This is a genomic window from Sphingomonas sp. BE138, assembly GCF_031456125.1.
Classification (GTDB): Bacteria; Pseudomonadota; Alphaproteobacteria; order Sphingomonadales; family Sphingomonadaceae; genus Sphingomonas.
Genome location: NZ_JAVDUC010000013.1, coordinates 1 through 13,008, shown reverse-complemented (window position 1 = coordinate 13,008; position 13,008 = coordinate 1). Strand labels below are relative to the sequence as shown.

At 69.5% G+C, this 13,008-nt stretch carries 9 protein-coding genes; 4 read left to right on the top strand and 5 right to left on the bottom strand.

What is annotated here, in order from left to right:
* Positions 1-21: 21 nt before the first annotated feature.
* The 4 genes from J2Y58_RS15245 to J2Y58_RS15230 all read right to left on the bottom strand — a co-directional run bounded on the left by J2Y58_RS15245 (position 22) and on the right by J2Y58_RS15230 (position 4,881).
* Positions 22-570, bottom strand: a complete 549-nt coding sequence (locus J2Y58_RS15245; protein WP_310104761.1) for an RES family NAD+ phosphorylase — start codon at positions 568-570, stop codon at positions 22-24.
* A 23-nt stretch (positions 571-593) separates the two neighbouring features.
* The gene (locus tag J2Y58_RS15240; RefSeq protein WP_310104758.1) at positions 594-1,190 is read right to left on the bottom strand and encodes a hypothetical protein; all 597 of its coding nucleotides are present in this window, start codon (positions 1,188-1,190) and stop codon (positions 594-596) included.
* A gap of 116 nt (positions 1,191-1,306) precedes the next feature.
* Positions 1,307-4,426 (bottom strand): TonB-dependent receptor domain-containing protein, encoded by a 3,120-nt coding sequence (locus J2Y58_RS15235; RefSeq protein WP_310104755.1) that lies wholly within the window; start codon positions 4,424-4,426, stop codon positions 1,307-1,309.
* Between the two features lie 194 nt (positions 4,427-4,620).
* On the bottom strand, positions 4,621-4,881 hold the full coding sequence (locus J2Y58_RS15230; protein WP_310104753.1) for a WGR domain-containing protein: 261 nt from the start codon (positions 4,879-4,881) through the stop codon (positions 4,621-4,623).
* A gap of 250 nt (positions 4,882-5,131) precedes the next feature.
* Here J2Y58_RS15230 and J2Y58_RS15225 point away from each other — a divergent pair, with 250 nt between their 5' ends.
* The 4 genes from J2Y58_RS15225 to J2Y58_RS15210 are packed head-to-tail and all read left to right on the top strand — an operon-like array spanning position 5,132 to position 9,874.
* Positions 5,132-7,951: a TonB-dependent receptor gene (locus J2Y58_RS15225; protein ID WP_310104751.1), complete on the top strand. Its 2,820-nt coding sequence runs from the start codon at positions 5,132-5,134 to the stop codon at positions 7,949-7,951.
* Entirely contained in the window at positions 7,948-8,967 is a 1,020-nt protein-coding gene (locus J2Y58_RS15220; RefSeq protein ID WP_310104749.1) for a phytase, read from the top strand. The genes J2Y58_RS15225 and J2Y58_RS15220 overlap by 4 nt, the downstream gene beginning before the upstream one ends.
* 31 nt (positions 8,968-8,998) lie before the next feature.
* The gene (locus J2Y58_RS15215) at positions 8,999-9,583 is read left to right on the top strand and encodes a hypothetical protein (protein ID WP_310104747.1); all 585 of its coding nucleotides are present in this window, start codon (positions 8,999-9,001) and stop codon (positions 9,581-9,583) included.
* Positions 9,584-9,631: 48 nt separating this feature from the next.
* Positions 9,632-9,874 (top strand): hypothetical protein, encoded by a 243-nt coding sequence (locus J2Y58_RS15210; RefSeq protein ID WP_310104744.1) that lies wholly within the window; start codon positions 9,632-9,634, stop codon positions 9,872-9,874.
* 13 nt (positions 9,875-9,887) lie between these two features.
* On the opposite strand, the gene J2Y58_RS15205 is transcribed toward J2Y58_RS15210, so the two are convergent.
* A complete protein-coding gene (locus J2Y58_RS15205; protein WP_310104743.1) occupies positions 9,888-12,854 on the bottom strand; it encodes a Tn3 family transposase in 2,967 nt (988 codons plus the stop codon).
* Positions 12,855-13,008: the final 154 nt, after the last annotated feature.

The window sequence follows — 13,008 nt, the reverse complement described above, 5'->3', positions numbered from 1 at the left end:
GCGCACTGGCCGCAATCACCCTCACGGATCCACATACACCTTCCCGAACCGCGCCGCGAGCGCCTGCGCCTCCTCGGGCAGCAGCGCCGCGGTCGGCCCGATCGCGACCGCTTCCTGCGCACGGTCGAACAGCGCCACGCAGCGCCGGTCATTGAACCGCGAGGTATAGAGCACCCCGTCCACCTTCGTCGCCGCATGGATCTCCGCCGCGAGTCCCTGCGTGCGGCGGTAATCGGCGCCGTGCAGCTCGGTGAACGACAGCCCGTGCGCCGACACGCCCGCGTCGACCAGCGGATAGAGCGACAGCGCACGCGTCGCGACCAGCTCGCTGCGCGCGCGCACCGCGACATCGCTCGACAATACGTCGCTGACGCTCGGCACGCGCACCAATGTCTCGCCGAACGCGGTCTCCAAGTCGAGCGCCAGGTACAGCGTCTTGTACCCGCCCGCCGGGTCGTCATAGCGTTGCAGCGGCAGCGCCCCCGCCGGCCCGAAGAACAGCGGCGACAATGTCTTGCGGTGGATGCGGTGGAAGACGCTCCCCTTGGCCAAACGGCGCGGACGCAGCATCGTCGGCCCCTGTTCCGGGCGCGTCAGGCCGCCCAGCCCGCCGCCAGCTGCGCCAGCCGCGCGCGTGTGTCGGCATCGGCCCCCTGCCCCAGCAGGTCGAGCACCGATGCCGGCGCCTCGCCAAAGCCGTCCAGCGGCGCGGCGAGCAATTGCAGCTGCCCCCACGGGTGCATGTCGCCCAGCGCGTCGAGCACCGCTTTCAACCCCGGCACCGCCGCCCCGTCGCGGAACTGCGCCGCCGGATAGCGCGTCTCGGTCCCGTACGGCACGCCCAGGATCTGCCGCCGCTGCCGCTGCTTGTCGATCGCCGCCGACGTGACCCCCAGCAATTCGGCGACCTCGTCGCGCGCGTACATGCCCCCCACCCGCGCCGCCAGCTCGGCACGGAACCCGGCGGTGCGCGCGCGCGCGGCGCGTTCGGCGGCCAGCCGTTCGGGCGGCGGGGGCGCGAGATCGCGCGGCGCGATCGCCAGCGCCTCGCGCGGATCCTGCGCGCCGACGATCGCCGCCAGCGTCTCCTCGCTGGCACTGTCGAGCGCCCGCACCACCGCCTCGGTCAACGCCTGCATCGCGCGGCGGCGCAGCGTGTCGGGGGCCAAGGATTGAGCGAGCGCGGCCATGAACCTGTCCTTCCTGTCCGGCATATAGTCTAGCCGGACAGACAGGACAAGACGCGGCGCCGCCCGCGAACACGCTGTCACCCCGACCTGCGCCGGGGTGACGAAGCAGGAACCCCTTACAGCCCCAGCTTGAACCCGGCGCGGAACATCCGGCCGTAGATGCCGATCCCGCCCTGCACCGGATTGTACAGGTTCGCCCCGTACGTCACCGGATCGATCGGCGGCAGCTTGTCGAACAGGTTCAGCACGTTGACGTAGAAGCTGGCGCGCTCGCTCACCTTCACGCTGCCGGTCAGGTCGAGCGTGATGTAGCTGTCGACGTTGCACGGCACGTAACCCGGGTTCATCCCGCAATCGCCGCGCACGCCGCCCTGGTCCTCCGCCGACAGGTTGTACCCGTCGAAATATTGCGCGGTCGCGGTCAGCGAATAGTCGCGCACGTTCAGCGTGTTCTGCCACGTGCCGCGCCAGCGCGGCGTGCCCGAGCCGGCGGTCAGGTCGTAATTGCCGATCGTGCCCTGATATTCCTGCTTCGATCCGTCCGCGAACTCGGTCGACAGCTCCAGGATCAGGCTGGCCTGCGCCGAGGAGGTGAAGCGGATGTCGTCGGTCAGGTCGAACGTGCCGGTCGCGCTGAAGTCGATACCCTGCGAGCGGATCGTGTTGGCGTTGACGTAGCTTGCCTCGACGAACGCGATGCGCGGGCGCGCGCCGGCGAAGCTGGGGTCGACCGCGTCGGGGATCACCGCGAAGCCCGCCGGGATCGCACCGCCGGCGTTATAGGCGTCGATCGCGGCCTGGTTGTCGGCCGCGGCGATCGCATTGGTCTTCTTGATGTTGAAATAGTCGACCGTGAAGGTGAAAGCGCGCGTCGGCTCGAAGATCAGCCCGGCGGTGAAGCTGCGCGACTTCTCCGGGTCGAGGTCCGGCGTGGCGCGGGTCGTCTGCCCGTAGGACGAGTTGCGGATATAGGCCGGGCACGACGTGAACGTCGCCTGCGTACAGCCGTATTGCGCGAGGAACGCCTCCGAATAGGTGGTCGGCGCCGCGTTCACGAACCCGCTCGTCGGCAGCGAATTGGCCTCGCCGAAGCTGGGGATGCGGAAGCCGCGCGAATAGGTGCCGCGGATCGCCAGCTGGCGGAACGGCGTGAATTTCGCGCCGAACTTCGGCGAGAAGGCGCTCTGCCCGCTCGAATATTTGTCGTAGCGGCCCGAGGCGTTGAGCAGCAGCTGGTCGAAGACCGGTGCGTTCAGCTCGCCATAGCCCGAATAGACCGAACGGCTGCCGTTCACCCCGAACGCGTTCAGCACGAAATAGCGGTCGGTCGGCCCGTTGAAGTCGGGGTTGCCGCTCGGCGCGTTGATCGCCTCGTAACGATAGGCCACGCCCAGCCCGAGCTGGAGCGGCCCGCCCGGCAATTGCGCCAGCGAACGCCCGACGGTCGCCTGCACCTGGATCAGGTCGGAATCGGCGTTGGTGACGTTGTCGGGCGAGATGAACGCATTCTGCTCGGCGGTGTTCGCATACGGGTCGGCGAAATTGTACGTGCCGCGCGCGATCGCGGTCAGCAGGTTGTCGATGCGGACATAGCCCTGCTGGAGCCGGCGCAGGTCGGTGTGCATCGCGGTCGCGTCGACCGCATAGTCCCACGTGTCCGCGACATTGCCCTTGATGCCCAGTGCGGCGCGGTACACCCGGCTGCGCGTCTCGTTATACTGGCGCAGGTTCGGCAGCCGGCCGACGATTCGCGCCACCTGGCCGCTGGCCGCGAACGGATTGTTGACGGTGTTGAGCGTGCCGTTGGTCGCGTTGCACCCGGTATCGATGCCGTTGGCGGCGCCGACGCCGTTCGCGCAGGTGTAGACCGGCAGCGTCAGCTGGAACGATCCCGGCGCGAACGACGGCCCGGTGCCGTTGGTGCTGAAGCGCGGATAATCGATCCCGGCATTGGCGTTGGCGCGGATCACGCCCAGCCCGCCGGTATAGCCGACCGTGCTCTGCTGGAAGTTGACCATCGCATAGGCCTCGGCATTGTCGCCGACGCGCGCGGTGAAGCGCGCCGATCCGCCGAACCGCTCGATCTTCGGCGCGATCACGCCGTCGTTGTTGACCAGATCGTCCTGGCAGACGTTCAGCGGCGCGGCGGCATTGACCAGCGCGCCCGTGTCGTCGGTACGCGCCAGGTCGGCGGCGGTGAGCGCATAGCCCGGCCCGCGCGCGCAGCCCAGCGACGGGTTCAGCTGCTGGTAGCGTCCCTGCGCGGTCGTGTTGGTCGCATCGAACGGGCGCACGTACAGCGTGCCGCCGGTGTTGAAGACGCTTTCGGCGAAGGTGTAGCCGCCGTTGCCGTCCAGCCCGTTGACGACCTCGTTCGGGCCGCACTGGCCGTCGTGGCAGATGCCGCGGCGGTCGTCGGTGTTATAGGGATAACCGCGATCGCGGTTATACAGCGCTTCCTGCTTCAGGTAGAAGCCGCTGACATAGGCGTTGTAGCCGTTGTCATCCAGGTCGCCGGTGCCCGCGATCAGGCTCAGCCGCTGGTTCGCGCCGTCGCCGCGTTCGGTGATGCCGGCCTCGACGCGCCCGCCGATGCCCTTGTACTGGCGCTTGGTGATGATGTTGACGACGCCCGCGATCGCGTCCGCGCCGTAGCTGGACGAGGCGCCGTCGCGCAGCACCTCGATCCGGTCGACCAGTTCGTCGGGGATGGTGTTCAGGTCGACGAAGTTGCGCGTGCCGTCGTCGGACAGCGGGTAATAGGCCGCCCGCAGCCCGTCGAACAGCACCAGCGTCGAGTTGGTCGACAGGCCGCGCAGCGACACCGCCGACGCACCCGCCGCGAAGGCGCCGTTCGCCGAGAAGGAGTTGGTCAGCGCCGGGCCGTTGTTGAAGGTCAGCTGTTGGATGCCCTCCTGCGCGGTCTGCACGCCGCGCTGGTCGAGCGCCTCGGCGCTGACGGTCGTGACCGGCGACGGCTGCGCGCGGTCGGTGGTGCGCAGGATCGACCCGGTGACGACGATGTCGCCGCCGGTGTTGCCCTGATCTTCCGCGACCGGCTCGACGGGGCTCTGCGCCACCGGCGCGGCAGGCTGGGTCTCGGATTGGGCCGGGGTCTGGGCGCTCGTCTGGTCCTCCGCGAACGCGGGCGTGGCGAGCAGGACGGCGAGCGCGAGCGCGGAACAACCGGCCCCGTGGCGCAACGACGTGCGCGCGGAAGCGATGCGATGGGTCACGATGATCTCCCTGGAGCACGCCCGCGCGGCATCGGACGACCGCCCGGACGTAATATGTCGTCAACTGCCGCGCCTCGCGATGGCGCAACCAGATTGTTGCGAAGAAACGACTTTTTCTTACGATTGTAAATCAACCGTCGCTATCGGCCCGTCGCGCTTCCGCCACGGCTCAACGACAGTGATACTGACCTATGTCAGCGCTCTGCGACGTAATCCGCCCCGATCCGCGCCCGCGCCCCGGCGCGCCGCGCCAACAGCGCGCGGACATAGCGCGCCGCTTCCTCCTCGCCCGCGAAGCTGCGCACCAGCGTGCGGCCGGGCGCGCCGATCCGCCCCCAGGCGGTCTCCACCACCACGCGCCCGAACAGGTCGCGCATCGCCTGCATCCGCCAGCGCCGCGCCACCCCGCGCCGCGGATTGCGCGCGACCAGTTCGACCGGGTCGTAAGGGAGCATCACCGCATCGTCCTCCGCGCGCACCGATATAACGCGCACCGCGAAGGACGTCCGATTGATATTCTGAATCAGTGGCTTCTCACGCCGTGCCCCGTCCCCCCATCCCCCGTCACCCGGACGCCACACCTCCGCACTGTCACGTCCCCGTAACGTATTTTGCACGGTCCCGTCATCGAACCCCGCCATGCGCGCCGCATCACCGCGGTCGGCGCCGTCGCCCGGCCGCTACAGCGTTCCGAAGGGGGAACCCATGTCCATCATCCGTTCCGGCGGCCGCGCGGTCGCGGGCGTCTCGCTTCTCGCCCTCGCCTTCGCCAACGCGCTGCCCGCTGCCGCCGCCCCTGATGCCGCCCCCGCCGGCACCGTTGCCGCGGTCGCTGGCCCCAGCGTCTCGGGCCACGTCTATGACGCGACCGGCGCCGCGCTGCCCGGCGCGCGCATCCTGGTCGAGGGGACGGCGGCGCAGGCGACCACCGACCTGCAGGGCGCGTTCACGATCGCCACCCCCGATGCCACCGGCCCGGTCACGCTCCTGATCGACTATCTCGGCCGCCCGCAGGCGACGCAGGCGATCACGTCCGCCGAGCGCGTGCGCGACGTCGAGATCACGCTCCCCGCGGCCGGCACGAACAGCGGCGACATCGTCGTGCGCGGCGCCTCACTGCTCGACAACACGGCGCGCGCGCTCAATCAGCAGCGCACCGCCGACAACACGATCACCGTCATCTCGGCGGATGCGATCGGGCGCTTCCCCGATCCCAACATCGCCGAGGCGCTGCAACGCGCGCCCGGCGTCGGGATCGAGCGTGACCAGGGCGAGGGCCGCTACATCAACGTGCGCGGCGCGCCGTCCGAATGGTCGGCGATCAGCGTCGACGGCATCCAGATCCCGTCGGTCGATCCGACGACGCGCGCGGTCGATCTCGACACGTTGCCCTCGGACATCGTCGCCAACCTCGAGGTCACGAAGTCGCTGCTGCCGTATCAGGATGCGGATTCGATCGCGGGCGCGGTCAACATCACCACGCGCTCCGCGTTCGATCGCCGCGGCTTCTCGCTGACCGGGATGGCGGGTGCCAGCTACAACCAGTTCGGCAAGGGCAGCGATTACCGCGCGTCGGGCGCGGTCAGCGACCGCTTCGGCGCCGATCGCCAGTTCGGCGTGCTGCTCTCGGGCAGCTATTCCTTCACCCACCGCCGCCCCGACAATGTCGAGAACGCCTGGACCCCCACCGCCGCGGGGCTGCGCGTCACCGAGACGCTGTTCAAGGATTACGACACCAAGCGCGAGCGGATCGCGGGCACCGCGGCGTTCGAATGGCGCCCGACCGACGCGACGCGCACCTGGGTGCGTGGCACCTATGCGCGCTTCGAGGACGACGAGTTCCGCGATCGCATCGGCATCACCTGGAATGCCGGCAACGCCAATCCGGTCGCCGGCTCGACCGACACCGCCGCGACCTGGGCGAACACGCGGATCGAGAAGCAGGTGCGCCACCGCGTCCAAGTCAACGAGATCAAGACCGTCACCGGCGGAATCGAGCAGCAATTGGGTGAGGGACAGGTCCGCGCCGATGTCGCGTACAGCGAAACGTCACAGACCTATCCGCGCCGCGACGAACTGCTGTTCCGCTCGTCGCTGCGCCCGACGCTCTCCTACGATTTCGGGCGCGACGCCGATCTGCCGGGCTATTCGCTATTCACCAGCAACGAGCATCTCCAGACCGATCGCTACGCGTTCCGCGAGAACGCCTATCGCAGCAACACGACGAAGAACGACGAGTTCACCGCGCAGGTCCGCATGGACATTCCGCAGCCGCTCGGCAGCGGTACGGCGACACTCTCGACCGGCGGCAAGTACCGCGCGCGCAACATCGTCGCGGACGAAGAACGGCTGCGCGACCAGCGCGCGTCGGCGGCCCCGACGCAGACGCTTGCCGGGCTCTTGTCGGACGAGGAATCGCGCAACTTCGACTATCCGCTCGGCAACCGGTTCGACACCGGACTCGCCGACGCCTATTTCGACGCCACCAAGGCCGCGTCGCAGCGCCGCCTGCCGCAATCGGTGACCGCGGATTACCGCGCGACCGAAAAGATCCTTGGTCTGTTCGGGATGGGCAAGTTCGAGTTCGGCGACACCACGCTGATCGCGGGCCTGCGCGTCGAGGCGACCGATTTCCGCAGCGAGGCGCCCGGCGTCGCGCGCAACGGCGCGATCACCGATGCGCGCGGCGACGCCGATTACACCGACTTCTTCCCCAACCTCACGCTGCGGCAGGCGTTCACGCCCAATCTGATCGGGCGCGTCGCACTGACCCGCGCGATCAACCGCCCGAACTTCCCGCAACTGGCGCCGCGCGTGCTCGAGACGACCGAGGGCAACACGATCCGCGTCGATTTCGGCAACCCGGACCTGCGCCCGACGCTGTCGAACAATGTCGATGCCGGGGTCGAATATTACATCCGCCCGCTGGGCGTCATCGCGGTCAACGGCTTCTACAAGGACCTGACCGACTATCGCTACAACGTCACCGGCTTCGGCACCTACAACGGCGTCGCGAACGCGATCCTCAGCCGCCCGGTCAACGCGCGCGACGGCAAGCTCTACGGCGTCGAGGTCAATTGGCAGCAGCAGCTCGCCTTCCTGCCCGGCGTGCTCGGCGGGTTCGGGGTCTTCGCCAATTACACCTGGACCAGCGGCGACGCGCGCTTCGACACGCCGTTCGGCGGGCGCACGCGCTTCCGCCTGCCCGGCCAGTCGAAGCATATGTGGAACGCCAGCGTCTTCTACGAACGCGGGCCGGTGAACCTGCGCGTCGCCTATACCAAGCGCAGCGATTACCTGGACGAGATCAACGCCGACGTCCCCGCGCTCGACCTCTATTGGGAAGGCCGCGGGCAGCTGGATGCCACCGGCAGCGTGCAGGTGGCGCCCGCGATCAACCTGTTCGTCGAGGGCAAGAACCTCACCAACACCGCGGGCGTGCGCTATTATGGCGAGCGGCAGCGCGTCTACGAATATGAGAAGTTCGGCTGTACGATCTTCGGCGGCGTGCGGGTGAAGCTGTGAGGCGCGCGCTTCCCCTCGCCCTGCTGCTGTCGGCGTGCGCGACGGTGACACCGCTGGCCGACATCGTCCCGACCATCGCGGCCACCGCGGAGACCGATCCGGTCGCGAGTGCCGACGATGCCGCGGACGATCCGGCGATCTGGCGCAATGCCCGCGACCCGGCGAAGAGCCTGGTGATCGGCACCGACAAGAAGGCCGGGATCCACGTCTACGACCTGAAGGGCCGGCGGCTGTCGTTCACGCCGGCCGCGCGGCTCAACAACGTCGACCTGCGCGACCTGCGCGGCCGCGTGATCGTCGCCGCCAGCGACCGCGCCGACGCGGCGGAAGCGCATGTCGCGCTGTTCGGGCTCGACACCGCGCACGCCACGTTGGTCCCGCTCGGCCGTCATCGCACCGGCGCGGGCGAGGCCTATGGCATGTGCCTGTGGCGCCGCGCGCGCGATCGGGCGCTGTTCGGCTTCGTGGTGATGAAGGACGGCCGCATCGACCAGATCGCGATCGACCTCGCCGCACACTCCCCGCGCGTCACCACCGTGCGCACGATGAAGCTCGCGACCCAGGCGGAGGGCTGCGTCGCCGACGACCGCACCGGGCTGCTCTACGTCGCGGAAGAGGACGTGGGATTGTGGCGCTTCGCCGCCGATCCGGCCGCCTCGCCGGTCGGCACGAAGGTCGCGCAGGTCGACGGCCGGGCGCTGGTCGCCGATGCCGAAGGGCTGGCGCTCGCGCCGCGCGGGAAGGACGGCGGCTATCTGGTCGTCTCCAGCCAGGGCGACAACAAATACACGCTATTCCGGCTGCCCGGCATGTCGCCGGCCGGTTCGTTCCGCATCGGCGGCGGTGCCATCGACTCCACCAGCGACACCGACGGCATTGAACTGGCGCTGGGGAACTTCGGCCCCGACTATCCTGCCGGGCTGTTCGTGGCCCAGGATGGCGACAATGCGCCGGACACGCAAAATTTCAAATTGGTGAGCTGGGCCAAGGTGCTGAAAGCATTGAAGCGGCGGTAGGGGGTGGCGCTTGACAGCAGACCTCGCACGGATGAGCCTCCCGCTTATGCCCGGTCCGCTGCTCCTGTTGCTGGCGCAGGTCGCCGCCCCTGCCACCCCCGGCGACGTCGTCGTCATCGGCCACCGCGCCGAGCGGGCACTGGCGGCGTGTCTCGCGCGGAACTGTCCGCCCGCCCAGGAGGTCGAGGCGGCGCTGAAGGCGTCGGTCGAGCAGTTCGCGGACGCGCGCTACGCCGACGCCCGCCGCACGCTCCAGGACGCGATCCGCCGCAACAAGCGCCACGCCGCCGACCTTCCCGGCCCGGTGTCGAGCCTTTACGCCACGCTGGCGATCGTCGCCGAGCATGAAGGCGACACCAACCTGTGGCGCACCGCCTCGCGCAACAACGTTCTGATCCTGCGCAAGAACCTCGGCACCGCCAACACCGCGACAATAACCGAGGAATTGTCCTTCGCCGACGACATGGTCGGCCAGGGCGCGATCGATCTGGCGGACGGTGTCTATTCCCGCGTCCAGAGCCGCGCCGCCGCAAACGGCCGCGGCGACCTGGCGGCCAGTGCGGCTTTCCGCCGCGCGTGGCTGGCGCTGCAACGCGAACGCTTCCGCGACGCCTAGCGCTTCGCGGACACCGCGGTCACCTTGTCCGGCAAGGACAATGCGGTGATGACCGAGCTGCGCGAGATCGTGCGGACGCGCATCGCGGTGCGCAAGGGCGACGAGGGCGCGGTCGACGCGCTGGCGGTGCGGCTCGGCCAAGCGACGAGCGTCCGCCCGACGCTGATCTACACGCCGCCGATCGACGACATCAATCCGCCGCGCTCCCCACTCGACCCGCTTCCGCCGCTGCGCGACAATTGGGGGCACCTCAAGGTTTGTTACATGAACAGCGGTAAGCTGAACATCTGACGAACGGGGACGCTCAGGCCACCTTCGTCCCTGGCTCGTCGGGCAGGTTGAGCGCTCGATAGCCGTCACGGTCGAGGTCGGTGGCCGCGTTCTGCCAGAGGTAGTCGCCGGTCAGGCTGATGTGCCGCCAGCCGAGCGGAGCGACATGGGCGAGCAGCTCGTCGGGCGCGGGCTCGCCGAGGGCACGGAGGTGCTCGACCGCGCGGCCCATGTAGAGCGTGTTCCAGTACACGATCGCGGCGGTGACGAGCGTGAGTCCGGACGCTTTCAGCGCCTGGTTCTCGAACTGCGGGTCGCGAAGCCGGCCCTGCTTGTGAACGAACACGGCCTGGGCGAGCGTGTGGCGCGCTTCGCCCTTGTTCAGCCCCGCCTGGCATTGCTGGCGCAGCGCCTTGGCCTCCAGCCAGTCGAGCGTGAACAGCGTGCGCTCGATCCGGCCAACCTCCTGGAGCGCGAAGTCGAGCCGGTTCTGGCGACGGTGCGCGGCGAGCTTCCGGAGCATGACGGACGGCAGCACCGCGCCGGCCTTCACCGAGGCGGCAAGCCGGACGATCTCGTCCCAGCTCTCCCGGATCGCGGTGACGTTGAACGGGCGACCGATCAGCGCGGCCAGGGACTGGTGCCGCGCCATGCCGGGGAACAGGCCGAGCTTGCGATCGGCGAGGTCGCGCAGGCGTGGAGCGAACCGGAAGCCCAGCAGGTGCGCGAGCGCGAAGACGTGGTCGGACGCCCCGCCCGTGTCGGCGTAGTGGGTCGCTGGCTCAATGCCGCAACCGTGCGCGACCAACCCGTCGAGCACATATGGCGCCTCGGCCGTCGTCGCCGAGAGCAGGCGCAGGTGGAACGGCGCGTAAGTGTCGGCGACATGAGCGTAGATCTTCTGCCCCGGCTCCCGGTCATAGCGGGCGTTGACGCTGCCTGCGGCACCGCGCCTCCCCGACCGGAAGAACTGCCCGTCCGAGCTCGACGTCGAGCCGTCGCCCCACACGCGCGTGAGCGGCAGCGCGGCTTGCGCGTCGACCAGGTGACGCAGCCCGGCCGCGTAGTTTTCCTCGGAGACATACCAGCCGTGCGTCCAGGCGAGCTGGGCGTATGTGACCCCCTGGCTGGCGTTGGCCATGCGTTCGATGCCGAGGTTGGTCGCGTCCGCCAGGATGGCGGCGAGCACGGCTTGCGGGTTGAGGTGGGCACGGCCCGAGCGCAGCTCCGGGAACGCACACAGGAACCCGGTCCGGTTCGCCACTTCGGCCAGCAACTCGGTGATGCGCACGCGCGGCATGAGCCGGTCGACTGCGGTGTCCAGCCTGTCGGCCGCGGGCGGCGTGACCGCGGCGAGCGGGGTGACGCGGAGCTCGCCGCCCCGCAGCTCCACCCCGTCGAGAGCGCCGCGCTTCAACGCTGCGGCGAACCGGCGCAACCGCCAGTCGAGGAGCTTCATGCGGCCGTCCAGGTAGCGGTCCACATCCGTGTCGAACGGGAGATTGGCCGCGACCTCGGCCGCTTGCGGGGGCGGGAGCAGGTAGCTGTCGAACCGCCGATGGTCGCGCGTGCCCTCCACCCAGAGGTCGCCCGACTGGAGACGCTCGCGCACCGTCGCGACGGTTGCGGTCTCATAGCGGCGCCGGTCGATGGCGCCGCCCTCGGTGATCGCAGCCTTCCACTTCCTTGAGAATGGCATGGGCGCGTCCGCGGGCACGTCACGCCTCCCGCTCGCGTTCATGTCACGAACGACCTTGATCGCCCCGAGCACTCCGTCGCGCGATCCCGCCGCCTTGAACCGGAACGCGTCAAGAAAGGCCGGCGCATAGCGCCGGAGCGTCATGTAGCGGTCGGCCGCCCGGATCAGCGGCTCGTCGCGGGCCATGTCTGCGATGGCGGTTGCCTCGCCCTCGGCGCCGAGGAGCTTGCTCCAGCCCACGCCCGTGTCGAGCGCGTCCCATGGGTCGAGCCCATCCTCGCGCGCGACCCTGAGGGTGCCGACCGTGGCCCCGAACAGGCGCATGAGCCGGTTCACGTCGCGCGATGTCGCCTCGTACTCACGCTTCTGAGCGGCCCGGGCCTTGGCGAAGAGGAGCCCGGTCTGTTTGCCGAACATCTCGATCGCGGCGTCCGCCAACCGGCTCTCAAGGTCGAGCAGGGCCGCAGCGAGCGTGGCACGCCTTCTGCGGAGCGAGTAGTCGGAGAGCAGGAATGCGGGCGCCACCTGGCCCTCGCGCACGAGCTGTTCGAACCGGTGCTCGTGGACGCAAGTGGCGATGCGCGGGTCGAGCCCGAGCGAGCGGATATGGGAAAGCCGGGTTAGGATGCCGGACAGGTTCTTGGCCGACGGACTGTCGGAGGTGTCGCGCAGCCATGCGAGCGGGGTCGTGCCGCGCTCCGGGTCGACGACGAGCAGGGCGTCGAGCGCGGCGACCTGCTCGGCCGTCAGCGTATCCACCACGGCGTCGGCCGCGAGCCGGCGCGCCATGGCGCGGCCCGCCACCCCGATCCGCTCGATGCGGGCCGGTGCCGGCAGCACGACGCGCGCGGCGCGGAGATGTTCGACCACGGCCGCGACGATCAGGCGACCGCGCTCGGTGGCTTCCGCAGCCCGCGCGGCTGCTCCAAGCGCGCCGGCGACATCCGCCGCCTCGAACGCGCGCAGCCCCAGATGCGCCATCGCCTCCCAGGCGTGCTCGAGCCGGGTCTGGGCGCGTCGAGCATAGCCGGTGAACGCATCGGCGCCGACGTCGAGCTGCCCGGCCACGTGCCGGACAAGGAAGTCGGGCACGATCTCGTCATGGCGGATGCCGAAGCCGGGATGCCTGAGCAGCGCCAGGTGAAGCGCGAAGCCGAGCCGGTTTGCGTCGCCGCGCTTGGCCTCGATCAGCACGCGGTCCTCGTCGGCGAGCGTATAGAACTTGGCGAGCGAGGCGCGGTCGAGCGGCACGCCGAACAGCGCCCGGCGCTCGTCGCCCGTAAGCAGGTCGCGTCTCGCCATCGACTCACCCCCAAGCCGGAAGCGTATCGCGCCCGACCCGGATGGGCGAGGTGTCGCGCAACTCTCAAGTTTCGCGACAGCGGCCCTGACCGGTCACGCCACGAGGGCGGACGCTGTCGCAAATGTCTGTTGCTAATCAGCCGTGTTCCAATGC

What these genes read in the sequence shown, in the direction of transcription:
- J2Y58_RS15245 (WP_310104761.1), bottom strand. Translation starts at nt 570, where the DNA reads ATGCTGCGTCCGCGCCGTTTGGCCAAGGGGAGCGTCTTCCACCGCATC.
- J2Y58_RS15240 (WP_310104758.1), bottom strand. Translation starts at nt 1,190, where the DNA reads ATGGCCGCGCTCGCTCAATCCTTGGCCCCCGACACGCTGCGCCGCCGC.
- J2Y58_RS15230 (WP_310104753.1), bottom strand. Translation starts at nt 4,881, where the DNA reads ATGCTCCCTTACGACCCGGTCGAACTGGTCGCGCGCAATCCGCGGCGC.
- J2Y58_RS15225 (WP_310104751.1), top strand. Translation starts at nt 5,132, where the DNA reads ATGTCCATCATCCGTTCCGGCGGCCGCGCGGTCGCGGGCGTCTCGCTT.
- J2Y58_RS15215 (WP_310104747.1), top strand. Translation starts at nt 8,999, where the DNA reads ATGAGCCTCCCGCTTATGCCCGGTCCGCTGCTCCTGTTGCTGGCGCAG.
- J2Y58_RS15210 (WP_310104744.1), top strand. Translation starts at nt 9,632, where the DNA reads ATGACCGAGCTGCGCGAGATCGTGCGGACGCGCATCGCGGTGCGCAAG.
- J2Y58_RS15205 (WP_310104743.1), bottom strand. Translation starts at nt 12,854, where the DNA reads ATGGCGAGACGCGACCTGCTTACGGGCGACGAGCGCCGGGCGCTGTTC.